This is a genomic window from Sporosarcina newyorkensis (assembly GCF_900167515.1).
In the GTDB taxonomy this organism is placed as follows: domain Bacteria; phylum Bacillota; class Bacilli; order Bacillales_A; family Planococcaceae; genus Sporosarcina; species Sporosarcina newyorkensis.
Genome location: NZ_FUYJ01000009.1, coordinates 33,061 through 59,705 on the forward strand (window position 1 = coordinate 33,061; position 26,645 = coordinate 59,705).

Annotated in this window: 37 protein-coding genes; 2 read left to right on the forward strand and 35 right to left on the reverse strand. The window is 41.0% G+C overall.

The features are described 5' to 3' along the window. Positions 1–12: 12 nt before the first annotated feature. The 30 genes from B5D59_RS18300 to B5D59_RS15200 form a co-directional block, all read right to left on the reverse strand. Positions 13–153, reverse strand: coding sequence for a CD1375 family protein (locus B5D59_RS18300; protein WP_176132601.1), 141 nt, complete (start codon positions 151–153; stop codon positions 13–15). Then, positions 150–341 (reverse strand): hypothetical protein, encoded by a 192-nt coding sequence (locus B5D59_RS15060; RefSeq protein ID WP_078818510.1) that lies wholly within the window; start codon positions 339–341, stop codon positions 150–152. Before B5D59_RS15060 ends, B5D59_RS18300 begins: the two co-directional genes overlap by 4 nt. Beyond that, complete coding sequence (locus B5D59_RS15065; RefSeq protein WP_139366031.1) at positions 338–2,566, reverse strand: hypothetical protein; 2,229 nt, start codon at positions 2,564–2,566, stop codon at positions 338–340. Before B5D59_RS15065 ends, B5D59_RS15060 begins: the two co-directional genes overlap by 4 nt. A gap of 133 nt (positions 2,567–2,699) precedes the next feature. Beyond that, positions 2,700–3,305: a hypothetical protein gene (locus tag B5D59_RS15070; protein WP_078818512.1), complete on the reverse strand. Its 606-nt coding sequence runs from the start codon at positions 3,303–3,305 to the stop codon at positions 2,700–2,702. After that, positions 3,302–3,640 (reverse strand): hypothetical protein, encoded by a 339-nt coding sequence (locus tag B5D59_RS15075; RefSeq protein WP_078818513.1) that lies wholly within the window; start codon positions 3,638–3,640, stop codon positions 3,302–3,304. The genes B5D59_RS15070 and B5D59_RS15075 overlap by 4 nt, the downstream gene beginning before the upstream one ends. 3 nt (positions 3,641–3,643) lie before the next feature. Further along, the gene (locus tag B5D59_RS15080; RefSeq protein WP_078818514.1) at positions 3,644–4,345 is read right to left on the reverse strand and encodes a hypothetical protein; all 702 of its coding nucleotides are present in this window, start codon (positions 4,343–4,345) and stop codon (positions 3,644–3,646) included. Beyond that, positions 4,342–5,511 carry a baseplate J/gp47 family protein gene (locus B5D59_RS15085; RefSeq protein ID WP_078818515.1) on the reverse strand — a complete coding sequence of 390 codons (1,170 nt, stop codon included), beginning with the start codon at positions 5,509–5,511 and terminating at the stop codon, positions 4,342–4,344. Before B5D59_RS15085 ends, B5D59_RS15080 begins: the two co-directional genes overlap by 4 nt. Then, positions 5,504–5,860, reverse strand: a complete 357-nt coding sequence (locus B5D59_RS15090) for a contractile injection system sheath initiator (RefSeq protein ID WP_078818516.1) — start codon at positions 5,858–5,860, stop codon at positions 5,504–5,506. Before B5D59_RS15090 ends, B5D59_RS15085 begins: the two co-directional genes overlap by 8 nt. 10 nt (positions 5,861–5,870) lie before the next feature. Continuing rightward, the gene (locus B5D59_RS15095) at positions 5,871–6,383 is read right to left on the reverse strand and encodes a Gp138 family membrane-puncturing spike protein (protein WP_078818517.1); all 513 of its coding nucleotides are present in this window, start codon (positions 6,381–6,383) and stop codon (positions 5,871–5,873) included. Further along, complete coding sequence (locus B5D59_RS15100) at positions 6,380–7,165, reverse strand: phage protein (protein ID WP_078818518.1); 786 nt, start codon at positions 7,163–7,165, stop codon at positions 6,380–6,382. The genes B5D59_RS15095 and B5D59_RS15100 overlap by 4 nt, the downstream gene beginning before the upstream one ends. Next, the gene (locus B5D59_RS15105; protein ID WP_078818519.1) at positions 7,158–7,472 is read right to left on the reverse strand and encodes a phage baseplate plug family protein; all 315 of its coding nucleotides are present in this window, start codon (positions 7,470–7,472) and stop codon (positions 7,158–7,160) included. Before B5D59_RS15105 ends, B5D59_RS15100 begins: the two co-directional genes overlap by 8 nt. After that, positions 7,469–7,972, reverse strand: coding sequence for a phage baseplate protein (locus B5D59_RS15110; RefSeq protein WP_078818520.1), 504 nt, complete (start codon positions 7,970–7,972; stop codon positions 7,469–7,471). The genes B5D59_RS15105 and B5D59_RS15110 overlap by 4 nt, the downstream gene beginning before the upstream one ends. Continuing rightward, positions 7,972–10,146 carry a phage tail protein gene (locus B5D59_RS15115; RefSeq protein WP_078818521.1) on the reverse strand — a complete coding sequence of 725 codons (2,175 nt, stop codon included), beginning with the start codon at positions 10,144–10,146 and terminating at the stop codon, positions 7,972–7,974. The genes B5D59_RS15110 and B5D59_RS15115 overlap by 1 nt, the downstream gene beginning before the upstream one ends. A 232-nt stretch (positions 10,147–10,378) precedes the next feature. Further along, complete coding sequence (locus B5D59_RS15125) at positions 10,379–10,633, reverse strand: hypothetical protein (RefSeq protein ID WP_078818523.1); 255 nt, start codon at positions 10,631–10,633, stop codon at positions 10,379–10,381. 18 nt (positions 10,634–10,651) lie between these two features. Further along, positions 10,652–11,050 (reverse strand): phage structural protein, encoded by a 399-nt coding sequence (locus B5D59_RS15130; RefSeq protein WP_078818524.1) that lies wholly within the window; start codon positions 11,048–11,050, stop codon positions 10,652–10,654. Further along, a complete protein-coding gene (locus tag B5D59_RS15135) occupies positions 11,047–12,072 on the reverse strand; it encodes a DUF3383 family protein (protein WP_078818525.1) in 1,026 nt (341 codons plus the stop codon). Before B5D59_RS15135 ends, B5D59_RS15130 begins: the two co-directional genes overlap by 4 nt. Next, on the reverse strand, positions 12,065–12,574 hold the full coding sequence (locus tag B5D59_RS15140) for a phage neck terminator protein (protein ID WP_078818526.1): 510 nt from the start codon (positions 12,572–12,574) through the stop codon (positions 12,065–12,067). Before B5D59_RS15140 ends, B5D59_RS15135 begins: the two co-directional genes overlap by 8 nt. Then, positions 12,561–12,911: a hypothetical protein gene (locus B5D59_RS15145; protein ID WP_078818527.1), complete on the reverse strand. Its 351-nt coding sequence runs from the start codon at positions 12,909–12,911 to the stop codon at positions 12,561–12,563. The genes B5D59_RS15140 and B5D59_RS15145 overlap by 14 nt, the downstream gene beginning before the upstream one ends. Then, entirely contained in the window at positions 12,911–13,369 is a 459-nt protein-coding gene (locus tag B5D59_RS15150) for a hypothetical protein (RefSeq protein ID WP_078818528.1), read from the reverse strand. Before B5D59_RS15150 ends, B5D59_RS15145 begins: the two co-directional genes overlap by 1 nt. After that, the gene (locus B5D59_RS15155) at positions 13,369–13,755 is read right to left on the reverse strand and encodes a head-tail connector protein (RefSeq protein WP_176132604.1); all 387 of its coding nucleotides are present in this window, start codon (positions 13,753–13,755) and stop codon (positions 13,369–13,371) included. The genes B5D59_RS15150 and B5D59_RS15155 overlap by 1 nt, the downstream gene beginning before the upstream one ends. Continuing rightward, a complete protein-coding gene (locus tag B5D59_RS15160) occupies positions 13,739–13,957 on the reverse strand; it encodes a hypothetical protein (RefSeq protein WP_078818530.1) in 219 nt (72 codons plus the stop codon). The genes B5D59_RS15155 and B5D59_RS15160 overlap by 17 nt, the downstream gene beginning before the upstream one ends. A gap of 41 nt (positions 13,958–13,998) precedes the next feature. Further along, the gene (locus tag B5D59_RS15165; RefSeq protein ID WP_217698596.1) at positions 13,999–15,189 is read right to left on the reverse strand and encodes a phage major capsid protein; all 1,191 of its coding nucleotides are present in this window, start codon (positions 15,187–15,189) and stop codon (positions 13,999–14,001) included. 21 nt (positions 15,190–15,210) lie between these two features. Further along, on the reverse strand, positions 15,211–15,861 hold the full coding sequence (locus B5D59_RS15170) for an HK97 family phage prohead protease (RefSeq protein WP_139366032.1): 651 nt from the start codon (positions 15,859–15,861) through the stop codon (positions 15,211–15,213). 28 nt (positions 15,862–15,889) lie between these two features. Next, positions 15,890–16,096, reverse strand: a complete 207-nt coding sequence (locus B5D59_RS15175; protein WP_078818624.1) for an Acb2/Tad1 domain-containing protein — start codon at positions 16,094–16,096, stop codon at positions 15,890–15,892. Positions 16,097–16,128: 32 nt separating this feature from the next. Beyond that, positions 16,129–18,162 carry a phage portal protein gene (locus B5D59_RS15180; protein ID WP_078818531.1) on the reverse strand — a complete coding sequence of 678 codons (2,034 nt, stop codon included), beginning with the start codon at positions 18,160–18,162 and terminating at the stop codon, positions 16,129–16,131. Between the two features lie 30 nt (positions 18,163–18,192). After that, positions 18,193–18,360 carry a hypothetical protein gene (locus B5D59_RS18305; RefSeq protein ID WP_176132605.1) on the reverse strand — a complete coding sequence of 56 codons (168 nt, stop codon included), beginning with the start codon at positions 18,358–18,360 and terminating at the stop codon, positions 18,193–18,195. A 14-nt stretch (positions 18,361–18,374) separates the two neighbouring features. Continuing rightward, positions 18,375–19,931, reverse strand: a complete 1,557-nt coding sequence (locus B5D59_RS15185) for a terminase large subunit (RefSeq protein WP_078818532.1) — start codon at positions 19,929–19,931, stop codon at positions 18,375–18,377. Next, positions 19,924–20,418 (reverse strand): phage terminase small subunit P27 family, encoded by a 495-nt coding sequence (locus B5D59_RS15190; protein WP_078818533.1) that lies wholly within the window; start codon positions 20,416–20,418, stop codon positions 19,924–19,926. Before B5D59_RS15190 ends, B5D59_RS15185 begins: the two co-directional genes overlap by 8 nt. 168 nt (positions 20,419–20,586) lie before the next feature. Beyond that, entirely contained in the window at positions 20,587–20,949 is a 363-nt protein-coding gene (locus B5D59_RS15195) for an HNH endonuclease (RefSeq protein WP_078818534.1), read from the reverse strand. Between the two features lie 11 nt (positions 20,950–20,960). Then, on the reverse strand, positions 20,961–21,179 hold the full coding sequence (locus B5D59_RS15200) for a hypothetical protein (protein WP_078818535.1): 219 nt from the start codon (positions 21,177–21,179) through the stop codon (positions 20,961–20,963). Positions 21,180–21,577: 398 nt separating this feature from the next. Here B5D59_RS15200 and hpaB point away from each other — a divergent pair, with 398 nt between their 5' ends. Beyond that, the gene (gene hpaB / locus B5D59_RS15205) at positions 21,578–23,029 is read left to right on the forward strand and encodes a 4-hydroxyphenylacetate 3-monooxygenase, oxygenase component (RefSeq protein WP_078818536.1); all 1,452 of its coding nucleotides are present in this window, start codon (positions 21,578–21,580) and stop codon (positions 23,027–23,029) included. A 553-nt stretch (positions 23,030–23,582) separates the two neighbouring features. On the opposite strand, the gene B5D59_RS15210 is transcribed toward hpaB, so the two are convergent. From B5D59_RS15210 to B5D59_RS15230, 5 genes are all read right to left on the reverse strand, one after another. Beyond that, positions 23,583–24,131: a site-specific integrase gene (locus B5D59_RS15210; RefSeq protein ID WP_078818537.1), complete on the reverse strand. Its 549-nt coding sequence runs from the start codon at positions 24,129–24,131 to the stop codon at positions 23,583–23,585. Continuing rightward, the gene (locus B5D59_RS15215; RefSeq protein WP_078818538.1) at positions 24,128–24,571 is read right to left on the reverse strand and encodes an ArpU family phage packaging/lysis transcriptional regulator; all 444 of its coding nucleotides are present in this window, start codon (positions 24,569–24,571) and stop codon (positions 24,128–24,130) included. The genes B5D59_RS15210 and B5D59_RS15215 overlap by 4 nt, the downstream gene beginning before the upstream one ends. Before the next feature lie 14 nt (positions 24,572–24,585). Beyond that, positions 24,586–24,774 carry a hypothetical protein gene (locus B5D59_RS15220; protein WP_078818539.1) on the reverse strand — a complete coding sequence of 63 codons (189 nt, stop codon included), beginning with the start codon at positions 24,772–24,774 and terminating at the stop codon, positions 24,586–24,588. 83 nt (positions 24,775–24,857) lie between these two features. Further along, positions 24,858–25,025, reverse strand: coding sequence for a DUF3954 domain-containing protein (locus B5D59_RS15225; RefSeq protein WP_340760435.1), 168 nt, complete (start codon positions 25,023–25,025; stop codon positions 24,858–24,860). Positions 25,026–25,095: 70 nt separating this feature from the next. Continuing rightward, complete coding sequence (locus B5D59_RS15230; RefSeq protein WP_342746533.1) at positions 25,096–25,839, reverse strand: polysaccharide deacetylase family protein; 744 nt, start codon at positions 25,837–25,839, stop codon at positions 25,096–25,098. Positions 25,840–26,200: 361 nt separating this feature from the next. Between B5D59_RS15230 and B5D59_RS15235 the strand changes: the two genes are divergently transcribed. Next, positions 26,201–26,536: a L,D-transpeptidase gene (locus tag B5D59_RS15235; RefSeq protein WP_078818541.1), complete on the forward strand. Its 336-nt coding sequence runs from the start codon at positions 26,201–26,203 to the stop codon at positions 26,534–26,536. Positions 26,537–26,645: the final 109 nt, after the last annotated feature.

Below are 26,645 nucleotides of genomic sequence, written 5' to 3' on the forward strand. Positions count from 1 at the left end.
ATTTACCCAATACTATTTACCTTCTTTCTCGACCTCAGCAGCCAAATACTCCGCAACAGGAACCTGATACTGTTCAGGTAAACTACCAATCTTCCTTGCACTAGCTTTCACCAATAGACCGTAAACAGGAATCATATAATCAAAGACCATCATTCCTCACCTCCTTCATATTTGGCAACTTTAGCAGTGAGCACTTCAATCTGCTCCTGCATGCCTGCCATCGCTCCTAGCATGATTAATTGGGTTTCATCTAATTTCTCTACCGCGTCAGATGGAAAAAGAGGCTCATAAGGCCCCTTTTCTCCATTCGGCAATGTGCGTCTCACTAAAGGTATACTCATGAGAATAACGCCCCCGATACTTGAATGATTGGTTTATCGCCTGTCCATGATAATTTGATTGCAATGTGTTCGGCTGGACTATCTGCCTCATACTTGAATAGATCGTTGATATAATTATCGGCTGGACCGCTCGAATCTAATTCCATTGGCTTGAAATCTTCCGGTTCCGTTCCGTTCGTCATGCTGATCTCAGCCTTAACCGAATTATTTGGATCACGTAATATCCAGAGTGCAATACTCTTAGCAGACCCTGCTGGTGGCTTGATAGTGTATCTCATTGTAGATGCGGTCAACGGTGTAAGTTTTTTGTCTTTAATTAGCACGATTGTTTCAGATGCCTTGAAATCATACGTATCAGCTACTTCAACGACGATGCTATTTTCATCGTCTTTTAGCTTGGACAACGAAATATCAAATGTAAATGGTCCAGCTGATCCATTATGAATCTCGACGTTTATGCCATTGTTAATACGATAGCGAACCAATACGTCATTACCGTCTGGATCATATGACTCCCCAGTAATCGTTACTTTGTCAACATTGATTAAATCGGATTGGTACTCGATCGGATCGATAGTTAAGGATGGAGGACGATTGGGAACAACATAGAATATACGTCTTTCAACTTCCGATTTCCCGCCCTGGTTATCCTCTGCCCAGACTTCAAGCGTATGAGCCGTGCCTTCTGTTAACATGCCGGTGATCTCTGTATCGCCTTTGTAAAGCTTGCCCGATTTGAATAGTAGCTGCTCGTTAAATGGGATGGCTGATCCGTCAGATAGCTTAGTTTCAATCCCTCTAGCAGTGCCGCCGTTTAAGCGGTAGTAGACGATCAGGACGTCACCAATGTCTGGTTCAACCGCTGACCCCTTAATGGTAAACGTGTCTTTTTCGTAGAGCGTTTTGTTGTTTTCGGTTTCTAGTGTGATCGTTGGCACTTTATTATGCTGGATTTGAAAAGCTTCAGAATACACATAGTCCGAATAGACGCCACTTGTATTTTTAGCTCTTACCCGAAATTCTACTGACGTCAAGGTCTTATCATCCGTCACTGTAAAGAATTTAGTAATAGACTTTTCTGGTATCCCGATAAGAGACCAAGAACCTCCGTTATATCGGTACTGCACTTCATAAACGCTAATAGACTCGGCCGGCGAGACGCTGAAATACAAATTTATAGTTTCTTTAGGTTCTAATACTGTATTAGCGGCGGGTTGAGTAAACGGACCAGGAGGCGCAATAGATTGGTTGACGCGGGAACCCCGGATGTACCAATAACCGTCTGAATGTCTGTCATCTATCGGAAAAGTTCCCTCTACGGATTGAATGTTAGTCTGTAATAAAGACCCCCGAACATACAGTGTATATGACGTATTAAGAGCGGGTTCTCTATTGTATCGTAAAGCGGTTGTTTGATCGTTGCCCCCTACTTCGGAACCTGTTGTTGTATACCTATTCAACACATTGGAAGTTAATTGATAGAGGGTGGTTCCGGAAGGTATGCGACTACTCCCTGTCACCATGGTTCCTTGTAATGAGTATTTATTAGTTTCCGGATTAAAGGAATATGAAGGATATAAACCATAGAGGCTACGTACTACAGTTCCTGCACTTTCCCAGGGGGCGTCATCTTTATAAATACGTTTCAGCTCGGAATTATACTTGCTCCAATAATAAGTCGGTTTCGAAACTGTGTATACAGGACTTTCTCGATGTGCTGAGTATAGCCCCGCGTTGTCCCTAGCCCGCACTCTGAACTTTATAGTCTTTGCCGTCGGGATAGTGTAACTAATACTAGGCGTTGTCACAAGACCTCGATTAACCCAAGAACCCCCATCGACAGAAACTTCAAATTCATATCCATGCAGGTTACCATCCGCGTCCGTTGACAATCCCCACGATATGGCTTTCGTATCTCCGATTTCTAACGTTCCAGTCGGTTGAGTGAATGCTCCTGGTGTTGTTGGGGCGGTGTTTTTCACTTCTTGGTATAAATTAACCGTATAGATATCCGTACTTAAGTAGCGGTCTAAAACGAACGGCACTTCTTTTATGGTTCCTCCTGTTGTTCTTCCTGCCTCTACTATTTGATCTAATAAACGGCTTCCATTAACAGACAATTCGAATTTATAGCGGTAGTAATTAAAATTAAATTGTCGAACCAACTTACCAAATACTGTCGCTGATACATAACTACTACTAGCCTTCAGAAAATTAATTGTCACATAATAATAAAGTTCCGATGGATATCCCCCGTAGTTTGCAGTCAGGGCTGCTGTGTATTGATAGCCGTAAGTATAAGAATCACTAAGCTGATCCCCTCTTTTAGTTTGAGTTTCAACTAATTCCCATGCCATCTCACACCACCTCCATTACTGAATAGGTACCCCAAGCACCATTATCCATCCGACCATCCGCAATCGTCACGTTACTCCGAGCAATGACCGCGCCTTTGACGTAATCATGCTGCAACGGCTGGACGGTGACCGTAGACTCCGTTACATCAGTAATCAGCACGTCCTCATGATTGGTAGCGTCATAGATCGTCACCTCAGTAAACGGCTTGAAACCGTCTGTATTATCTACATTAAGGACGGTAGTTCCCGCTGATCTTGGGGCGGTTAGGACTGCAGCTGTCGTCTCACGGTTAATCCGAATTGGATCTCCGCTGAATGTATCAGCAAAGATACCGCTATTACCTTTCGTATCACCCTCTAGTGCCTGTTGGATTTTGATTTGCACAATATCACTTTCATGTAGATTCCAATGCTCTGCTAATTTTGCTATCATAATATCCATAGGATTAAAGGTTTCCCCATTCAAAGGTGTGCCTGGTTGAAAAATTTCTCCCTCATCAGGCTCCAAGGAAACTGTTCCATCATTGTTCTGAACAAAGCGGAAACGATTAGGAAATTCAACAATATGATCGTCAAAGTTAATTCGTAAATAATCTAATTTCCTCATTTCCCAACACCCTCCTTCATCGGCGTTTCAACAAATGCCATTTCGAAACGAACTAAAAGGCCCCGCAAACTAGTCTTTTGCACGACCTCAATGTTTTCCGCTAATTCTCGTCCGTGACGATCAATCAAACGAAAATCTTTAATTTCCCCTTCGGTAATCTTATTCAATAGAAGGAAAACACGTAGACGATTGCCTTCTACAGTTTTTTTATATAACTCGAATTCTGTAGCAACGCCATTGACCAAAACTCTTGAACCTGTAATTTCTTTAGCGATAGCGTTCAGAAAGACTTCGAAACCTAATGGAGTAATAATCGTCTTTGACAATGCACTCAATATTTACACCTCCCCAACAAATGAATTCCCGCCCGCTAAATATCTGCCAGTCACAGGGTAATAGCCACCATTTACAATGCTGTCTGTCACAAGCGCAACGTCAGTATTCAAGCTAATTCCATCAAACGCTCGATATGGTTTTACGCCGCATGCAAAAGTGCCGCAAAGCCAGTAAGGATATGTGATAACATCACTGTACGTTGCTATTTTGATTTCGACAGGTGATAGAACAAACTGCCAATAGACTTTCACGCCCCCGCCTTTGATACGTTCAATGGCAATCATATTGACTGGTTTGTCGGTCTGTTGAAAGGAAATGAGTAACGCGGCAGGCTCATGGTTTAGTTCTGACTTGTACCACACTTCTTCCACGCCTACATAGGCATCCCCTAAAAAGACATGACCAACTTCATTTATCGTTTCGATTTCACCTGCACTTCGATTTAGACGGATTCGCATCTTGATATAGTCACGGAATAACTCATCTTCCTTCTGTCCACGTTCTTCTCTCACACGCTTGGCCAAGTCATCAAGGGGTACACCCTGTGCCTTATCAATATCCTGCCAGTCTTCAATTTTGTGAAAGACATTTTTTACAGCTTCCAATTCAGAAAAAACAAGTTGAAACACTTTGCCGATGTTGCTGTCTCTTGCTTTTCGATAGTTATCCGTCAGTTTATCTAAAGCTGCTTCAATTAGGTTCATGTGACCACAACCTTATCGGCAGAAGTGGAAGCGATCTTATCAAAATCAATCGATACATTGCCCACAATAAATTGCTCATCCGCTGACAATCCTAATTTCAAATTGATGTCATCAATACCATTCGTCTCGTGGATGGCAGCGATCAATTTGGTATAGCCTACACTTTTACCAATACCGAGTCCTGGATGCTTGTTACCGTCTCCAATATATTTCACAATACTTTCACGGACTAAATCGAACCCATTAAGTGGGAATCTATCATTTGTAGTCAGCTTCACATCTACATAAATATCAACTGTGGAAGGTCGCGTGTAGCCAATTGGATGAGTGTTCCCATTGCTATCTACAACATCTACTACAGTCGTTCCATATGATTGGATACCACCTGTCTTAGCAATAAAAATAGTACGTGCAATTACGTCATCCTTTCCACCATGAACGAATGGAGCAATACATTTTGGTGGTAATCCATCCACTTCGATTATTTCATCATTCTCGAAAACGAAAGCATCTACTACACCAGCTGCATCTAATAAGTTGGAGCGTACTGCATCGACGTTAGAAGCGCCACCTCTGGTAGCTGATAGTCCGTTACGCTGCCGAAAAGACTCATCGTCTTCAGCGTCACGACCAACCACAATTTGCTTCAACACTTCCATACTGAAAACGCCTGCTACTGGATTCGTAATCTGATGGATAGCTGTTAAACTAACATTTCCAGACACTCCTGCTTCTAGTGCTTCGATTTCCGTGTAAGCCCATCCATCGTCATCAGCGACCGCATAAGTGAGTGTACGATATAAAATGTCACCCTCCGTTTGTACGGTGAATCCTTCTTGAATAGGAATGCCAGGATCCGCTTCGAACTTAACTGCATACCTGGCAGCTACAGCTTTTTGTCGGGTCGTACCGATAAACTTTGATGTTTTATCTAAATTGATACCCTCCGCTGTATCTGGCGACATACTGTTATAAACCTTTTCTGCCAGCATCCAAACGATAGCCAAAAACCACGCACATAAACGGATGAACAATCCTAAAAAAGTTCGTTCAGAGAGATTGATATTCTCCCCAAACAATTCACGGGATTTCATTTCCATATCTTCAATCAAATCTGCGTATTGCTTACGCTTGAAACCCTTCTTCGTCAATCCGTAGTCATCCAATCGGGAACACCTCCTCGATCACATTTCCACTGTTCATACGGACACGGACCAATACTTCTGCTTTCCTTTTGGGACGCTCTTGAAAAAACTCAACCTTTTCAACTTGATCAACCCGCTCGTCTTGATGGATCGTTTCAATAATGGCAAGTCTTGACCGTTGTTCATCGAACGGCTTAGCGAAAATAACCGAATAGGCTAGCCCGTGAAGAATATTCAAGAACCACTCTTCCTTATTTGTGGTCAACGCCCTTTCAAGAGATTGTCCTTCTTCCTCTTCTTCTTCGATCACTACAAAGTTCCCAAGTTGATCAATAACAATATCGCCGTCCTCTATTTTTAAAGCCTTCATTATTTATCACCTAACTTCCGTTGCGTCTATCAGAAATATTCACCAAGCCGTTTGGTGCAGTAAGATTGATATTTCCCTGTTCGCTTGTCAAACTAATATCCTGTTGCTTGGTCAAAATAGATACACTGCCAACTTCATCAATGACAATTTTCGTCTTCATATTCTCATGAGCAATGAGTAAATCATTTTCATGTTCAGCTGGCATTGGCATTTCCGACAGACCTGAAACAATCATGGCATCATCCAAATGGTGTCGGCGTTCCCCTGCATCATCCAAAGGGTAATCGTTGAAAACGACAATCACCTTATCTCCTTTTTTAAACGGCATGCGAATAAAAAACGCTCCTGCTTTTTGAAAAGAAACAGGAACGTCTAATATTGGGGGTAAGCCACCTTGTAAGGGTTGGATATCAGCTTTCATCGTAACGTTATCAAACTTTAAAATTTCAGCATGCATTGCAACACGTAGCCCATCCATCATGCCATCAGTAAAACCATCAAAGAATTTAACCGCCTCACTCATACTGCCTTCACCTCCATTTTCGTATGCCATGAGGAACCATCATGGTTACCTTTAACGACACGAAAATTACCAGTCACCGTTCTGCTCTCGATACGAACCAAGCTGTCTTCGCGAATGCGATGATTCAGCAAGCACGTAACAGAGTAGTCAGCATCCTCACTATCCATTTGTTCAGGCGTTCCAACTAGACCAGTATCCGAATTTAACACGAATCCTGTAATCACGCCTTTACTTTTAGGCCGAATGGAGATGACGCTATTCGTAATGAGTAATTTACTTTTACAATCATTCACCACAATATGACGCAACTCTCTTTGTAATGGGCCATGAACAACTTTACCCTTTTTATAAATGACATCCTTTTCGAGTTGGATTTCGCCAACTTCCAAACCAAACAAACCGATGACGCCCCGAATAACTTGGGAAGCTCTAGTATTTTGCTTAAATGTCTTGGACACCTTCGTTTTCATCCACTCTGCCGCACCATCGCCCATTGTAACGGTTGTTATCTTATCTACACCACTCCATGTGGTTTTAGAAGTAATGATTCCACCTGTAAAGATGGAACCGCTATTGGATTGATAACCAGCATTTAAAATACAAGGCGTACCCTTTTTTAGTTTAGAAATTGTGTCTTTGGAAAGGTTGTATATTTTGACCTCCGCTGTGCTTGGTTCTGGATCATCATCGAAATCCACTTTGAAATCAAAATGTAAATCAGGGTAGTTGATTGTCTTACCAGCCACATGGAATGATGCCTTCCGAATCCACAAATCATTCATCGAGTTCACCGTCCATCATATACAGAAAAACACTTTCTTCTAACTCTTCCCATCCAACACGCTTTACGTTTCCTGATTCATCGAAAGGAATGATTGGGGTTAATGGCTTGGTTTGTACATTTTCAAATAAAGGCTTACCATATACTAACTTTTCGCCAGCAACAATCAAGTCATCAAGACGTAATAAATCGACAGTAAAGAAATCATGTTCAGCATTGTAACGGACCTCAAACCCCCAGGTAACGTTGTCGAGTTGCATCTCGAATGAATAAGGAATTGCTTCTTTATCGATTTCAATGTAATTCATTTCTTACGCCCCTTTCGACTTTGAGTGTCCGCTTTCTGCTTTGGTGTTTTCTTTTTCGGCTGTTGCTTGCCTTTACTGGTAGTCTTCTTCGTTTGCGTTTTGCTGACTGACTTTGCAGGGACAACGAGTTTCACTTCTTTTAATTTTGCAATTCGTACCTTTCGTAACGTCAAAGAGAATTCAAAGCCATCGCTAATTTTAGCCGATCGTTTTCTTGAAAAACTCGCTATGACTACTTGCTCGAATGTTTCAACACCGATAAAAGTAAGCAGTTCTCGTTCTTGCCGAAACCGTTGGAGTCGGGCTAGTTTTTCATTAGCCCGCTCCCCAGTGATCACGCCATTAAGAGGAATGGTTTCTGGTTTAACCTGCACATGATCAGCAACGTCAGATCCTTCTTCCACAGGATGATCGGTGACTTCACTTGGTTCGTTCACTGATTCATCTATTACTGCATTGAATTCGACTTCACCACTTAGACCAATTAATTTTGACAACATTATGCAGGTTCACCCCCTCTTTTAGCCGCTAACATTGCAAAAAACTGTTCCATCATCTCAGGGAAATAGCGTTCCAATTCATGTTTAACATCTTGACCATCTGCATTACCCTGAATAATAATTTCAATTGTTGGATTAAACGAGATACCCTGAGTCGATGACTGATTCGAAGGTGGTGAGGTTTCAGGGTTGAAGGATCCAGCGATATCATACCCAACATTTTCTGCCGCATCGCTTGCATGTTCAGCCTGATCTTCAAATCCAATTTGATAACCCATCATGGTATTGACACCATACTCTTTGAAAAGACGTGACGGTGAAAAGATTTGCAGGGCACCTTTAAACTTACTTGCAATACCACTAGCGATATCACCAACTTTTTTCCATACAGCATCAGCCATGCTGTCAATTCCGCTAATTAATCCTTGGAGAATATTAGCACCAATATCAAACAAATTGATATTTGCGAAGAAACTTTCAATATTATGCCAGATACTTTCACCGATACCCCTTATGATTTCCCAGGCTCCGCTCCAGTCACCTTGTAGTATCGCCATTCCGGCACTGATAAGGCCAAGCACAATGTCAATACCAGTTGAAATCACTGTCTTGATCAATTCCCACGCAATTGTCACTATACCTGTAATTAATGGCCATACGATTTGGAAAATCCCTTGTATAATACCCATAACCATCTGGATAGTTCCCAAAATGCTATTGAATCGTTCTTGGACAATAAACATAATGAACGCACTATTGGTATCCCAGAAGTCTTTAAAGCGGCCGACTATGCTCATTGCAAACTCCATTGCCACTCCGAAAACATTCATTACAATCTCGCTAATCCATCCAAATGCAACGGATGTAGCTTCTTTGATCCAATCCCAAGCAGCATGAACGCCATCCCTAAACCATTCGATTTTGTTGTATGCCAGTACAAGTGCACCAATAATTAAACCAATGGCAGCAACTGTTAGAACTATAGGATTAGTTAATACGGCGAATACTCCTCCTGCTGTTTTCACCGCACCCGATACCTTTGTAAATAAACTATAGAGAGGGGGTAACTTCGTCAATATACTACCGAGCACCATGAGGACAGGTCCAATACCAATAATGAAAGCAGATCCGATTAAAGCGCCATATTTGACGATTCCTTGCATAATCGGTGAAAGCTCATCAAACGCTGATTTAGCCGCCTTGACTTTATCCACTGCACTTGAAAAGAAATCTCCAAATTTTTCTCCCGCTTTTTCTGCAATTCCTCCCATATCATCTACACGTGCTGTGATATCAGAAATCAACGGTTTTAATTTGGAAAAGAAACCGCCGCCTTTACCACCTGCATCAAGGAAGGATGCTCCAAGTCGACCGACTGCTGACCACATGTTAGCCATCCCAGCGGTAAACGATTCTTCACCCATCGTTTTAGCCGCGCCGCCGATGTTATTTTCAATCGCGTTCATCAGCATTTTAGAAGATATTTTACCATCGGACGCCATTTTAAACACCGCGTCTCCGGTCACTCCGGCCTCGTCTGCCAGCCATTGATAGATGGGCAGCCCTCTGTCGGATAGTTGTTGCAACTCACCGTTATAAGCTTTACTGGATGTCTGGACTTTATTTAAAATCGAACCCATCTCGCCCATTCCCATTCCAGCAATTGCAGCCGCATCTCCGGTTAAAGTGAGATATTTGGTCAACTCTTTCCCTGGCTTAACTCCTGCTGCCGCGGCATTAGCTGCGGTGGTTGCTGCTTCGCCCATGCCAAACGATGTGCCCTTTACAGAATCTAAGGCAGATGTCATGATCACGTCAACACCTTCTGCGTCATGACCAAGACCTTTCAGTTTGGCACGGGCTGTGTCAATACCCACAAGCCTGTCGAACCCTTTGACCAAAGCTATACCACCTAAAGCAGTAGCAGCCCCAACCGCCGGGGCAGTTATCCATTTTGTCATGTTCTTACCGATACCGCTCATTTTGGTGCCAATACCGTCTAATTTGGAAAACATGCTGCTGGTAGCAGATTCAGTGACGCTACCCATTTCCGCAATGCTGCCTCCCGAATCAATAGCACTATCACGGATATCATCCACAGCGGTGTTCACTGCCAATAGTTTATTGACGTCAGAGTTAAACATAATGTCTATTGCTAATTGTCTTAAACTCAACTAATTTCACCCGATTCGCGTTGAGACATATAAAAAAAGACACCCGATCAACGAGTGTCTTACTTTTGTTTATTTTTTTGCTTCAATCTTTTCGATATAAATATCAAGGGCCGCGTTAGCTTCCATGATTTCATCCATTGTCATTTTCTGCAATTCGGGATAAGAAAACTTCTCCTCCATAACAAGGCGCCAAAACCACCAATGTTCTGTTGCACTTTTCCGATAGTGACCTTTACTCTTCGTCTCCACCTTGTTGAAAGTTGACTGCTTCCTTGACTAATTCGTCAAGTTCACCCCAATCATCAAAATCCTCTATTTTCATTTTTGGTGAAACAACAATGTGAGCGAGAACTTCCTTATACGTTTTTTCCTCACTAGGTACACCAAATTTATTTTTACAGCGGTCACGAATCTTTAGCCATTCAACCGGGAAAACCTTTTGCAACGTAAATTCTTTTTCATTAATCGTAATTGTTTTTTGTTCCATTTATTATCTCTCCCTTAATCACTCATCTATTTCTAGTACAGGCACTACAATAATCCATTCACGCTCACTAATTTCTTTCCCGAACTCTAAGTTAGGCGGCTTTTCAATCCAGCAATCATTCCCGCCGGATGTAGAGCCGAAATTTTGATCTACAACTGATACTGAAAATGTATCTTTACCCCTAGCCATTTTTGACAAAATAGAATTTGAGGGGCTGTCTTGTGATAGCGTCACGGTAATTTTCCCCATTTTGTTTGCATTGCGTGCGCGGGCTACTTCACCTTTCGCGCCTACGTGTGCAGTGTAACTCTCTTCGTCACGTTCTACGTTTATAAATGTTCCATCAGCAAAACCTGTCAGAATCGTATTATTTACTACGACATTGGTGTCTAACGGATCGTACGTATTTACACTCATGCCGCTGCCCCTCCTTCGTCATACGTCATAGTTAAGCGTAAAGTAGTTCCATGAATCGCTCCTGCTAACGGCACAAGGATTACTAAACCATCATATACACGGTTGGCCACATCATTAGGTAGACTATTTTCACGACTGCGTGCTTGAATTTCCCACAAGCCATTCCCCGCATCATCTTTTAAAACAATGCCTTGCTCAGTTGCTCTTTTCAAAACAGCAGTAGCAGCAGATACTATTAATGCGATCCCGCTATTCTCATAAGCAACTTTTTTCTGTGTGAAAAACACTCGCGAAACTTCTTCCGTCAAACGTGCATCTAAGAAATCTTGTGATTGCATAACGTCGATATACTCACCACTTGTTACTTTACCTTCACTCGTCTGAAGAATGCCAAATTTACGAAGATACGTATTTCCATTGTCTGTGTGCAGTTGTGTAATATCACTGATACCGATATTAGCTGCTTTCACACCATTTACCGTTTTGAATTTCCATGTGATACTACCTGGTTCTTCGGGGGCACAGCGTGCAATTAATCCTTCTGCTACATAAGATTCCGGATCGTCGTGATAAAACAAGAATGTACGGTCAGATTCAATCTCTTTAAGCAAGTCTATATTTTGTGTGGTGACACCGTATAGTTTCTTCTGCGTATCAATCCATTTGGAAAGAGCAGTAATTTCATTGTCACCGTTCTGGTCACACTCCAAGTAATACCAATCATTCTTAGTTTCAATTAATTCATTTAAAAATGTCACTAAGGTTTCAGGGTTTGATTCCGCATAAGCTGTGCCAGCCATAGCGATCATTGGTGGACGCGGTGTTTGGCCAAAAATCCTTGCCGCGATTTTATAGGCAGCCGTATCTACTGGATAATCTTTGGCCACTTGCTCAATGCCTGTGTATTCGCTGTATTCTTTTTCTCCATTAGTCGCCAAAATAAAAGGAAGACCAAAGCCTTGTTGTGTTAAGGCTGCAGTCTCCCTTGTTATAATGACTTCGACGTCTTTAATATTAGTCAATGATAGTCACTTCCTTTTTGAAAGGGTTATTATTAATCGTTCCTTTTACCACTTTTATTTCTTCCACAACCCTACTTTGCGTGTGGACGAATCGTAAAATCACATCAAATCCTCGCTTGCGTTCATAGTCATCCACAATCAAACTGTCACGATTCATAACAGATTGGATTTCTGCAACTACGTAACCAGCCTCCTTCAACTGCCTGTACCCAGTGAAGGTAAACCAATCGTGTGCCTGCTGGATTAGACCCGAAGTATTATCAAAATCTTTTCCATAAGCCGTCAAACTTAAGGACATAGTAGGCTGGGATGTCGATACTCTGTTAATATCCTCAGCCAGATCTTCATCATAATTCGATGGTCGCCCACCAGTCGGAATGAACGACACGATTTCTTTAATAGCGATGTATGGATAAGATGGTTTTGGACTTGACTGCTCCGCTAAAATCACTGGACGTGTTAGATGGCTATCCAAACTTCTAATAATATCAGTTACTCGCAATGCCATCCCTCCTAATCACATACATTCGTAAACCCTTGCCATAAAATGAGTAATCTCGTTCTTCCATCACAGTGTAATCTAACTTACGAACTGTAACGGATTGACCACGTTCTAATTTTTTATAAGTATAGAGCTTTTCATCATCAGTGGAATACGTACCACCTTCTCCGAACTGTAAAATGTCATCCGTAAAATTTGTGATAACTGCACGGAATGGCGTTTTTGTATCAGTACCTGGCACCCAGACACCATCCACATACTCTCCATCGCTACCATCTGCACGTTCATTTAGATAAACGGTAATCATATAGGGACGCAAAAATGAACGGAAATCCATTATTTACGCACCACCTTGAAGCCAACTGAGTCTCTCAGATCTCCTGTTTTCACCAGACCTACGTTTGTCACATTATCACTTATTTTCTTCGATGCAAATTCCCCTATATCCTCGTTAATTTCATAGGCAGTAGCATTCCCTTGCAACAATTGATCCAGTAACTCCTCCGCCTTTTTATTAATACTACCTTGATTGGCGTCAAAACCGGAACGAAAATAGGCTCGTTCAGGAATATGAATATGAGTGGTGGACTTTTTTAGCGGCATTCCTTGCCCTAAAAACCAACCGCGCATCTTAGGTGTTACTTTGATATCGAAACCATATTCATGCACCCAAGCTACTGTAAAAAGTTTATCCCCGCTAGGTGCATCAATACCTAACTGAATTTTGTTTCGATTTATTTGTTGCAATTGGCGAGCTAAATCTGGAATTCGATTATTGTCTCTCACTCTTGCCATTATCCATACACCATGTTTCGATATGGATCGATTAAAGCTAAAACAGATGGAGGGGCGGGGATCACCTTTCCATCTATGTGTTGGAGTGCATAATTTTTCTGACCAAGACCGTCAATTCGCTCACTAGAAACGCCCATATTCCCACCTGTATTGATACGATACGTACACCATAATATACACGCATCTTCCACATCATAGGGTAGCCGCGGAATGACTTCAGAAGGTTCTTCACCAGGCAAAGTATATTCACTGGAGAAAGCCCTGCGACAATATGTTTCAATTGCTTCAGACACGGAACGAATGATGCGTTCCAATTGGTGGTCTTCATCATTGTCTTCCACAGGAATGAACAGCTGTCTTTTCAATTCATCAATCGTTGTCAGCATCGTCATCACCCTTTTTTGCCTTTTTGGATGCAGATTTTTTAGTAGCTGTTTCTTTGACAGGTTTAGCTTTTGCTGTTTCGACCACCTCTGCAATTCCGTGTTTCACGAATTGATTACCTCGATCTTTGCTAGTCTCCACAACTTGTCCTACGGCATAACTATAGGTGGGGGATGAAATCGATTGTAAAAGTCTCACCTTCACGTTCACACCTCCTAATAAATAGAGTAGTCATCGACACCCTCTCACTCGCCTGCATGTGTAATTGTTTTAACTGCTTCTGGTACAAGCAATTTACCATCATGACGGAACGTTGCACGGAATCCAACTTGGCCAGTCTCTGCATACAACTCATCTAGACGTTGGATTGCGATTCCAAGACGATCCATGATGCGGTAACGACCGATGTCTCCGAATGCAACCGATTTTGTACCCGCTCCAATCTCTGGCATGAAATCAGAAGTAGTCACTGGGCGTCCGAGAATACGATCCGGTTCTCCTGCTTGTAACCCCGGCTGCCATAGGTAGTCGTTATCACCTGTTCGTTTCATTTTTCGAATTGCTTTGATTGAAGAATCGCCCATCAGGAACGTTCCGCGTTGACGGTAAGGGCGCTTCACTGAGTAGAATAGGTCAATAAGGTTGTCCGCCGTTACGCCATCTGTGGTAGCTTCTGTGCCTACCTGAGCATCAAGCAACAGACCCCGCGGCTTTTCTACACCGTCACCAGTTAGGAAACTCTGCTCTTCTAATTCGGATTGAGCTTCTACAAACTGAGTACGAATTTCACCTTCAAGATTAAAATAAGCATCTTGTAAAAGCTCTTCGGAAACAAGTAAAATTCCACCAGCTTTGTAAGCTCCTAAATGTTGCACATCAAAGGACATGCTTGTTTTCCCATATGTTCCCTTTTCCGCGATATAGCCAAATTCAGGACGATCCACCACCATTGGAATACGGCGATCTGTGGAAGATTGGACAACTGTTGCCAACTGTCTCATGACAGACACTTTGGTTAACTCACGTAACAAAGTAGTCTCGAATTCTTCAGGTGCCAGATATCCACCTTTCGTATCTTCAGCTTTGAACAAGTCACGCAATTCACGTGGATCTGCATTGCGCCCTTCCTTCAATACATTCCAGAAAGAGTTTCGATATTCTTTAGTAGCACGCGGACCAGACCGATCTTCAGGTTCATCATCAATAATTGGTTCTGTAGAACGCTTATTAAATTCTCCCTCGATACCAGCTAGTCGCTCCTCACGTTCAATTTGGGAACGTAAGCTGTCCACTTCTTTCATGATTTTATCGTAATGCTCTAGTTCGTCAGCAGCCAGTGACCGCTTTTCTGTTGTTTCACGTTCTAAAATCCCACGTGCTTCTTTTACCAATCCAGCACGCTTGTTACGTAATTCTTGTACTTTTGCAATAGTCATATAGATGACCTCCAATTAATTTTAATAGTTTTCTTCCAATTCCAAGCGTCTCATCAATATATCAATTGAATATGATGGAGTAGGCTCATTCGGTGGTGCCTGCCGTTCTTCTTGCATTACATCCTTAATTGCAGAACGCAAGATTTCTTTAAAATCTACATCTTGAATAGCTTCCGTAACAGAACGTGCGCTGACATTCGTCGATGGATATGCAGGAAACGGTGTAGGGCTGATTTCAATCAACTCCACGTCCACAAGCGTCCGAATCGATTGTTCAGGGTTGGTATTATCCCAGCTGTCTTTTTTCACAGAGAAGCCAAACGAAACACCGTCCACGTCTTTTCGCTGAATGGCAACGCCAGCATCACGTCCCCATGAGTTATCCGGCAAATCCAATTCAAAAAGCAGCCCTCTTTCATCTTCTTCAAGACGTAGAGTGCTACCATTCGTTGAGCCTAGCGGAAAGTCAGAATTATGATTCCACAACGCTTTGATATTATTTTTTGATAGAGATTCGGCAAACGCGCCTTTTTGAATCTTTTCCCTAAATCCGTACAATGGTACAGATAGTTGATCAAATACTGCAGCATACCCTCGTAAAGTGGTGGGTTTGCCTTCCTCGCTTCTGACTTCCATGTCAGTGATCGGGTAATTTCTACGTTCAATTTTCAAATCCTCACCACCTTTCGATTACCGTTTTTTACTCATTACGTGCAATTGAAGCATTTGCCCACATTGATGCCTCTTCTATCTTTGTAATGGCCAAAGACTTTTCGCGGCTATTCGGACAAGTTCCATCAATCAAATATGCAAGTTCCTTAGCCTTTTCACGAATTGCAGTGTACTTTTCTGGTTGCCCTTCTTTTGGGGCATGATATTTAAAATTATTTTCGATTTGCGGATCCATATAGTCTCCTACTTTCATTTTATTCATCCTTTCTATTCAGCCACAATCTGACAGACACAACCGCCATGTAACGGTGGATGTGAAGCAGGTTTGCGGACATTCATTGTTCCATCTTCACTTTCAAGGCTTTGATCTTTGCTCACGAAATTCTGTTCGATACTCACAACCGTACCATTCAGCTCCTGACAATATGGACAATTGTCACTACCAAGTGCCATCCATCGCAATTTACTAATTCCTAATGCAGCAAAAGCAACTTTAGCAATGGCACCACAAATTTGAACAGTTTCATTCATGGCCACTTTTTCAGGACGGCGTTCTTCCCATTCAGTTAAGCGAACATCGATTTCAACTACAGGATCTAATCCCTCATCGAATGAATCACGTACAATTTTGGCTAGTTGTCCTTTTGAGCTTCCAGAATACCGTTCAGCAAAAGCCTCTAAGTATTTATCCATGAACGCACGTGCTTCATCGGTGAATGCCTTTTTATCACCCACTTCCTTACTGGCTTCTTCGTATACGATTCCAGCTAGTGACAGAAATGCGGGCTTCATACGTTTTTTCAACGCTTCATTGTCGTCATAGTATTCATCCAACCAGACTTCAAAAGTTGCTGAATCACGAGTACCTAAATGTTTTGTGACAGCTTCCCGAATATCAGCGGCCTCTTGTATTAAATATCGTTTTACTGCATTAGAAAAGACCTGCTCATAACGCTTAGCAAGTCTTGAACGGTTTTGTGCGGCTCGTATTTGTCGCTGCTCTTTTGTTGTTTTTTCAAATGTACGAAATTCAAGACTCCGTTCATCTTCATCGTCTAACAAAATGGGTACTTTTTCGACTGGATCCACAGAATCTAAATCGTCAGCATTAATCATATTCAGTGGAGTTAGGTACACATCACCTTTAGGTCCAATAGGATTCATATTCTCCTTATTACGAATATCATTAATGCTCATCCAACCCCATTGTCTAGCAGTTGCATAGGCATTGTATCGGCTTTGAATATCTCCACGTAACAGTCCATCCACAAGGAAACTGGCGTAATATTTCTTATGCATAAATTCAGGGATAATCTGCAATTTAATTGTTTGTTCCCATAAAGAGAACCAATATAACAGCGTATCAGTGTAGAATTCCTGTGCCTGATGCTCAATGTTACTAAATGTGGCATTTTCCATAGAACCAATTTTATGAGGAGGCACACCGAAAATGGCTGCCATTTCCTGACGTTGGAAAGCGCGTGTTTCTAAGAACTGTGCATCTTCAGGAGGAATACCAATTTGTTTGTACTGCATTCCTTCTTCAAGAATTGCTATGCGGTGAGCATTGTTTAGTCCCTTGTGGATGTCATCCCACTGTTCACGCAATGCATCAATTTGCTTCTTATCTTTTAGTGATCCTGGGTGTTCTAATACTCCACCTGGCTTCGCTCCATTTCCAAAAAACCTTGCACCATATTCTGTAACGGACATACCCATACCGATTGATTCCCGAAACATGCGAACGACAGAATAACCTTTCAATCCATCAAAGCCAGGACCGACCAAATGAAACATGCGCCACTTCGGAAGAATGGTTGTTCCACCTTTAGGCAACGTCACTAAATATTCAACGTCTCCTGTCTTTGAAAACCGTGGTGTCACTCTATCTGGCGTTAATGGCCATAATGCTTTCGGCATTCCGTCCGCTCCATATTCTATTTCCGCATACCCATTTCCCCACACGAGAAGATGAGTATTCAATGCATCACGAAATGACAGGCTTGTCATAAGTGGATTCGGCTTTTCATGCAGCAAAGAATAAAGCGGATGGTTATAAGCACGTTCCCGACCGTCTCCATTCCGCTCGTAAAGATGTAGTGGAAGTGAAGCAATCGGTTTTGTAATGGCACGTACTGCAGCCCAAAATGAAGAATATGTTATTGCGTTCCGTTCGTTGACAATGGCACCTGATGAAGATGTACCGCCTCCCATTAGGTCTACAAACCATTGCTCAACCGCTTCATCAATCGGGGTAGTCATCCAATCACGCGCTCGCTGAATAATTCCTCTACGTTTCAATCTCTCACCTCCCTCTGAAGTCCAAATGCATTACTGATTTTGCGATGAAGCGACTTCAGCTTTCACTTCAACTTCAAGTGAATTTATTGCATCCAGAGTCCCTTGTAATTCATCAATTTGAGAACTTGCGTCTTCAATTAGAGCTTTCAATTTATCCAAACCATTAACCTGAATATTTACTTTCATAGAACTTGGCATCACTTACACCTCCCTCAAATTGATAGCAAGCCACGTCTGTCATAAACGGACTCAATGTCTTCTTCAAACAGCATTGCAGTCGCCATTGCATTAACAAGTGCAACTGTTAAATCAATTCGTTCATGCGATTTATTTTTCATCGGTTTAATGTTTTCATTACCATCAATCGCAATCACTGTATTTCCCCAACACCATCGAGCAAGAGGATTCTTTTCATGCGTCATCTTGCCGGATTTCATAAGTCGCTCAATCATTTTCATGGATGGACTCATATGCTTCATGTTTTGACCAATCTCCACTACTTCAATGCCTTCATTCATCAGCCTTTGTGTAAGCATTCGACTCTCCCATGGATCCGTACCAAGCGCTTGAATGTCATATTGCTTATTAACCAACAATAACCGCGCTTCCACAAATTCATAATCCATGACATCACCGGGCGTAGCGTGAAGAAATTTCTGATTTACCCAACGGTCATAAGGGACCTTATCACGCCGCACTCGTTCTTTCATATTTTCATCCGGTATCCATGCGTCGAAAATAAAACGCCAGTCGTCAATTCCGTCTTGTGGAGGAAATAGATAACATGCAGCCGTTAAATCAGTAGTGCTCCCCAAATCCAACCCTGGATAACAACGTTTACCAATCAGTTCTGACAAATCCCAATCTCCATTCGTGGAATCCCACAGAGAGAGAGGCTGCCAACTGTGTTGTTTGAGTGATACCCACTGATTCAAACGCAACCATCGGAATAGCTTTTCGGACGCTTCACTATTTCGGGCGGCTAATGCCTCACTTCTTAATGCCTCAATCGGAATCGCATGACCTAATGAAGGATTAACACGGTACCATACTTCTTCATCAAAAATATCATCGTCTTCCTCAATTCCATATACCTTTACGTACCAAGTAGGATCGATTAACTCGCCATCACGAAGCTTAATAGCCTGATCGTGAATTTCCCAACCAATCGAATTACGGTCAGGATCATCACCTGCAGTAGTAATCACCCACCATAATGGTTCTTTCCTTGTCACTCCTGCACCAAATGTCATAACATCCCATAATTCACGGTTCGGCTGAGCATGCAATTCATCAAAGATGACTACAGTTGGGTTAATACCGTGCTTGGTATAAGCTTCTGCTGATAGAACTGTAAAAATAGTTCCAGTCTCGAGGTTAAAAATTTCTTTAGTACTTTCTTTAACTTTAAGAATCTTACCAAGTTCTTCGTCTTGGTCAATCATTGCAACTGCTGCCTTATATACTAAGCCGGCTTGTTTTTTATCAGCCGCACAACAATAAATTTGCCCTTGTGGTGGATCACATACCAAATGGTAAACACCTAAGGCGCCGATGAGGGTTGTTTTCCCATTTTTCTTTGGAATTTCAAGATAAGCATAACGATATTGCCTATATCCCTGTTCATTAACCGTTCCGTATACATCCCATAAAACTTCATATTGCCAATCTTGCAAGATAAAAGGTTGTCCATAGAAATCATCTACCAATTTAAGCATTGGTATAAACTCAACTACGTCCATCGCTTTCTGTTTATCAATCCTAGCCATCGTTACCACGACTCTTCAAAAATTTAGCCATAGGCGAATCGCCTTTTTTTTCATTCTCTGGAATAACTAACTTCAAACGTGATGTAATGGTCAGACCGAGGTCCCCAGCCAACTGCCGACAAACAGCAGCCAATTGTGAAGCTGTTCGCATTCGTTGGGCGTAGTCTTTAAAATCCTCTTTTAACTGTTTGGCAGTCATACTTTTTGCTGAACGATTCACGCGAATATAGTTATCATACGTTTCGATATACATAGCAAGCGTGTCCACATCGAGATTATCAAAGATGCCCAACTCCATAAGTTGGCCGGACAGTTCCACAAACTTTTCTTTTTGCACCTTCGTCAATCTGGATGGGGGAATCACTTTATCCGTATCTGCCTTCATGGATTCTTCGTGATTTTGACGCTGTTGAATTTCTTCCTTGGTTAATCGGTTTTTATTACCTTCCAAGAGATGTAATCCAATCGGTTTCCTGTTTTTGGTCATTATTACACCACCTTTGAAAATAATTTAGAAAACGAAAAAAATGCACGCGAAGCTGGAGCGCGCTTATCTTATGAAAAAGCTGTAGAGATTGAAGTCCCCCTACCCTTTTGACGAACAAAATTAATATTATCTGCTCTTTCATCATTCAACTTGATCGATGAAGAACGTTCAATGATTCTTTCTTCTGTTCCCAAAGCCAGCGTCTTCCATTGCTGTCTTACGTGAGTGACAAGATGAACACAAGGGCTGCCAGTTCCTACGGTTCCAAAAGAGTTCCGTGTCTCCTCTATGTGGAATGATATGGTCCACAACATTAGCAGCAGTACGTATGCCTTGCTCTCTACATATCACACACAATGGGTTGTCCTGCAGGTAGCCCTTCCTTGCCTGCTGCCATCGGTACCCATAGCCTTGTTGGGTAGTAGTCCCCCGGTATCGGTTGTAGTAGTGCCTATGCTCCTCACACCTACCCTCACTGGTCAGTGTCCGGCACCCTGGTTGATTGCACGGACGCTTAGGTTTGCGTGCCATGACCCCACCCCCTATTCAAATATTGGCCTAGTCTTCACAATCTCCAATGCCTGTTCTTCTGTGAATCCTTCTGCAATCAATCGATCGTGCTTCTTCTTTAAGAACTTAGCCTTTACATCCCACTCTTGAATAACATAGGGCAGCATCTCATTCATGTGTTCGATACTCTTTTCATATTTGTTCCTAGTGTCTATCTGGGCAATCTTCTTCTCAACTTCTTTTGGTGTCAAAATGGATTCTTCTTTGCATCTTTAAGTTTGGTTTTTATAAAAAAGTTTGATCATTTTCTAACTGTGTTGCTCAACAATAACGCCCTTTAATGGAATAAGAATCTTTTAAGTATTTTGTTTAATAATTTCTTCTACGTAAATAAGAAGATTACTATAGGGCACCCTCCCTTTCAAAAATCCTGATACCACATTCAGAGGTAATATCAAATTAGTTACTCCAATTCTTTCGATATTTCCTTATTGTTCAACTATCATGCTGCGCTAGTTAAAGAAAGAATATTAGCATGCTCAAGTTACATAGAATAATTTTAGTAATAAAATTATTCTATGTAACTTGTTAAAACAGCTATAAACGAATAATTGTATTTAAATATCAATTAAAATTGGGGGAGTGGAACATGGGGGTTATTAACGGAAAAGATTACATTAACCGATTAAATCATCTAAATAATGAAATTTGGTACGACGGTGAAAAAATTGAGGGGTTGTTATCTGAGCACCCTGTCTTCAAAGGTCTTATCCAGACCAAAGCCGAACTTTATGATTTGCAACATGATCCAAAAATAAAAGATGAGATGACTTTTATTTCTCCAGCATCAGGAGAGCATATTGGTCTTTCCTATTTGCAACCAAAAACGAAAGAGGACTTAATAAGAAGAAGAAAGATGATTGAACATTGGGCTAGGTATTCAGGGGGTATCATGGGAAGAAGCCCAGATTATTTGAACACAGTTTTAATGAGCTTTGCCTCTTCAGTATCCTTTTTAAATAATAAGGACAAATGTTTTCCGAAAAATTTGCAAGCATTTTATGAATTTGCTAGGGAAAAGGACCTGTCGTTTACACATACCTTTATTTCTCCTCAAGTGAATCGTTCTTATATCTACATTGAAAAAACGGATGAGCCAATCGCCGCAAAAGTTATTGATAAAAATGAAAAAGGAATCATCATTAAAGGTGCACGTCTTCTTGCTACGCAAGGTGGTTTAACAGATGAAGTATTAGTATTTAGCGTAGGTAGATTTCTATTTAATGAAGATGAAGCTTTTGCCTTTTCAATCCCTTCTAACACAAAAGGATTAAAGTTTATTTGTAGGGAAACATTCAGCGGCGGACAATCTTCTTTTAATTATCCATTAAGCTCGCGGTTCGAAGAAATGGATTCTATCGTTGTCTTTGACAATGTATTAGTCCCTTGGAATAGGGTATTTTATTACAACAATGCAGAAGTAGCCGAAGAATTCCCAATTCAAAGCTCTTTCCATCCCTTTACTAAGCACCAAGTATTGACAAGACAAATTGTAAAAACAGAGTTCGTCTTAGGTGTTGCTGAGCTACTTATCGAAACGATTAATATAAGCAAGTATCACCATATCCAAGAAAAGATGTCAGAAATCATCATTGGTCTAGAAACGATGAAAGCCTTATTAGAAAAATCGGAAAATAACGCAAAGTTAGATGAATGGGGATATATGCGTCCAGAAATTTTCCCACTTCAAGTTGCTGGTAACATCTTTCCTAAAATCTATCCTCGTTTCACTGAAATTATCCAGCTAATCGGAGCTAGTGGAATGATTACATTACCAACCGAGAAAGCATTTCATTCTATTATTAGAAATGACTTAGATTTTTATCTTCAAGGAGCTACTAAGACCGCAGAGGAACGAGTAAAAATATTTCGTTTAGCTTGGGATCTAACGATGAGTTCATTTGGAACAAGACAAACCCAGTATGAGCGATACTTTTTTGGCGACCCGATTCGATTATCCAGCGATTTATATAAGAAATATCCAAAAAATGAATATGTAAAGGTAATTAGTAATTTCTTGAATCTAAAAAAAGAAGAGTAATAGAAATTCTATTATTGTCTTAAGTGAATACAGGTTAAATAATTCCTTTTTAAGATCAAAATACTGCGCTCAATCTTTTTATACATTGAGCGTTCTCCTATTTTTGCAATGATTCCATGCTATTTTAGCTTTCTTTAAATCCTCTATATCAACATTAAATGCATAGAAAGAACACAACATGTTATCCGCTATTTCCGTAGCGTTTTGGTTAATATGGATGGTTCAAGTCGGAAGCGGCTAACCAAACTACTTCACACTAAAAGAATAACACCTTGATTTCCTAATGTTCTGCCGTAAGTCTGCCAGTTGTCTGCCATAATTATTTTCTCTCTTTCAGTTACCTTCATACAGGAGTGTGTGTAATTCAAGCAAACGCTATATGCCTTGCCCCTATTGCTCTAATCCATATTCTCTAATTCGAGTTATACAATCACTATTTAAAGGTAATTGATAGGCAAAGTCTTCTTCTAATAATCATTCAACTTAATTCATCTATTTTTAGGCAAATAAAAAAGGCATCCAATCGGACGCCTCTTTCTAAACGTTTTATCATTCATAATCCTTCAAACCTTTCCATCGCTTGGTCTAATGCATCTTGTGTGACGCCTATATATCGAAGTGTCGTCTTTTCTTCTGTGTGGTTGAAGATCTCCATGAGCATCACAACGTCTTTATACTTCTGGTAAAAATGATAGCCGAATGTCTTTCGTAATGTATGTGTGCCAATACCGTCAAGTCCAACATATTCTGCAGCCTCTCTTAACATCTTGTAGGCCATGCTACGTCCAATTGGTTTATTGACACCTTCCCGACTGGCGAACAGATACTCATCTTCTTCTTTGCCATCTACATACTTCTTCAGCTCACGTCTAAGCATAGGTGTCATCTGGACGTGTTTTCGCTTACCTGTCTTCTGTTCAGTGATTACGAAGTATTGACGCTTATTCACGTCTCTCACACGTAAAGGCAATATGTCGGAAATTCTCAATCCACTATTAATCCCTACCATAAATAAAATATAATTTCTCTCTGACTTGTCTTTGAGGAATTTCTTCATGGCTTCGATACGGTCATGATCCCGTATAGGGTTTACAAAGTTCATCGGCCAACCGCCTCCTTTAAGACTTCTATCTTGAGTGCAAATGCTAATTTATAAAACAAACGAGCTTTCAGCCTATAATAATTTCTTTCAGACATATTCAATTCTGCATAAATCTGATAATCAAACATTTCTGTGTCTTGTAAATATCTCTTATAAATAATTATGCGTTCTGTTTTGCTCAGACGGTTTACAGCATTCGCTATCCAATTTATATATTTGAGTCTAGCTTGCTCGTAATCGATATTGGCTATAGCAGCTTGTTCTGTCGATGATGACGGAAGTCTTGGAGACGGTGGCGTAAATGAATAACAGGCTGTAATAGATGGTAAGCGGTCCAAACTCACTTGCAAGGAATATAAACGGTATGTTTCCAATGCCTGCTCGACTGCTTCCTTTGTTCTGTCTCGATCAATTTCTGGTAAGTTGAACTGTAATTGCATCAATATCCCCTCCGTTATCTTCTTCTGAAAGCTCCACCTACACGCTTATACCTATCTCGATTCATGCCCATCAATTCGCGCCATTCTCTATCCGTTAATTTCTCTTCTCTTTTCTTCCTAAAGCTAGTATCGTTTTTTACTTCCGCTTGTTTGATAGGCTGTGCAAGCCCTTTTTCAGTTAGTTGTTCTTGCAATGTTTTCATCCCTTCGCCCCTTCCAAATAAAAAAGAGGACATCAAACAAGCGTTATGCTCGTTCAATGCCCTCGGTTGTTCCGATAAGCCTATTAAAATTTAAGTATCTGCTCAGATGTTCCAGTACACGGTTTGCCGCCCTGCCAGTTTATGACCTGTTTCCCGTACCCTGCTTGTGGTATTGGGATCTCAATGAGCCTGCCATCTTTTACGATGTATGTGCCATTCTTGCGCAAATCAACTATTGCTGTTTTCTCCACCAGGACCCCTCCTAGATGTGTTATAATAATCCTGCCAAGGACGGGGAGAGATCTCTGTCTTTTCTCATTTTTACTTATCATTACTAATTTGTTTTTCTTGATGTTCAGCGCCTTGTATTTTCATGAGCTCGGAAATGGACACAAACTTATAACCTTCCTTTTTAAGTTCCGGTAGAATTGTTTTTAACGCTTCCACTGTTTGTTGACGATTACCTCCCCCATCATGAAAAAGTACGACATTCCCCTCTTTCGCACCATCCAATACAAAATTCACGATTTTCTTAACGCCTGGATTTTTCCAATCTAAAGTATCTAGGTGCCAAGACCACATGACTAATTTATAGCCCTCTTTAGTCACTGCTTCCACTAGCTCATCGGTGTATAATCCTTCGACAGGTCGAAATAATGTAGTTTGATGTCCAGTGATCGCTTGAATTGTCTCGTGAGTTTTCCTTATCTCCATTATCAACTCAGATGATCTCATATTTCGATTGTGTGTGAATGTATGATTAGCTATTTCATGCCCCTCGTTATACATACGAATCAATAGATCTGGGTTCTTTTCAGCATTTGCCCCAACCACAAAGAAGGTCGCATTTGCATTATGATTTTTCAAAACATCTAATATTTCTGCCGTATACTTCCGATGAGGACCATCATCAAAAGTTAAAGCAATCACCTTCTCTTCCGTATTGATTTCCCAAAGGATTTGTCCTGCTTCCTCATAATACTGTCTTCCCTTGTCGGCATACGTACTTTTAATTCCCCAAAATAGCAGCATAATGATTAATAAAGGAAAAGTCGCTTTTTTCAAAATCTCACCTCTAACCAATAGTTATTTGTTGTTAGTATTAATCGGTTCATCAAATAAATGCCTGTATCTTTTTGGGTTTTTCACTCGCTAATTTGTGCATGTATACCTTGCAATACTCCTAGCAGCAGCTCCCGCATGTAGCTAATTTAATAAATTGGATTTTTGCTCACGTCCTTCTCCTGTTGTCCATAATTTACAAAGTTTATTTATAGCCGCAATCGCAAACACTTCATCTACACTAAATGGTGAGTGTGAGCTGCTTTAAGCGGCCTTATTATCTCTTTATCTTTCAAACAATTCCTCTTTTTTAGCAAACGCCCTAGTTACTCCATACATTAACTAAGAAAGGAGTTGGCCCTTCATGGCGAGACGGATTGACGTGTCAACATCACACCATCGTTTAAAACTCTTTGATGGAGACAGGCTGATAAAAACTTATCCAATTGCTGTAGGAAAAATACTGTCACCAACCCCATCTGGGATATATACGATTATCAATAAGCAATATAATCCCGGTGGTCCATTCGGAATATTTTGGATGGGTTTATCGAAACCTCATTACGGTATACATGGAACTAATAATCCAGCTTCTATCGGTAAGAACGTATCACATGGATGTATTAGAATGTTTAATCATGATGTTCTAGATTTGTCATCAAGGGTTCCGCTTGGTACCAAGGTTTTTATTCATAAATGACTCTACTAATCTCGAACCCTATACTGTACAGGTTGTATGAATACGTAATTTCTTGGGGATGTTCATTGGTCTTCACTTTCGATAAGACAAGGTTCCTTTATTTAGGTTT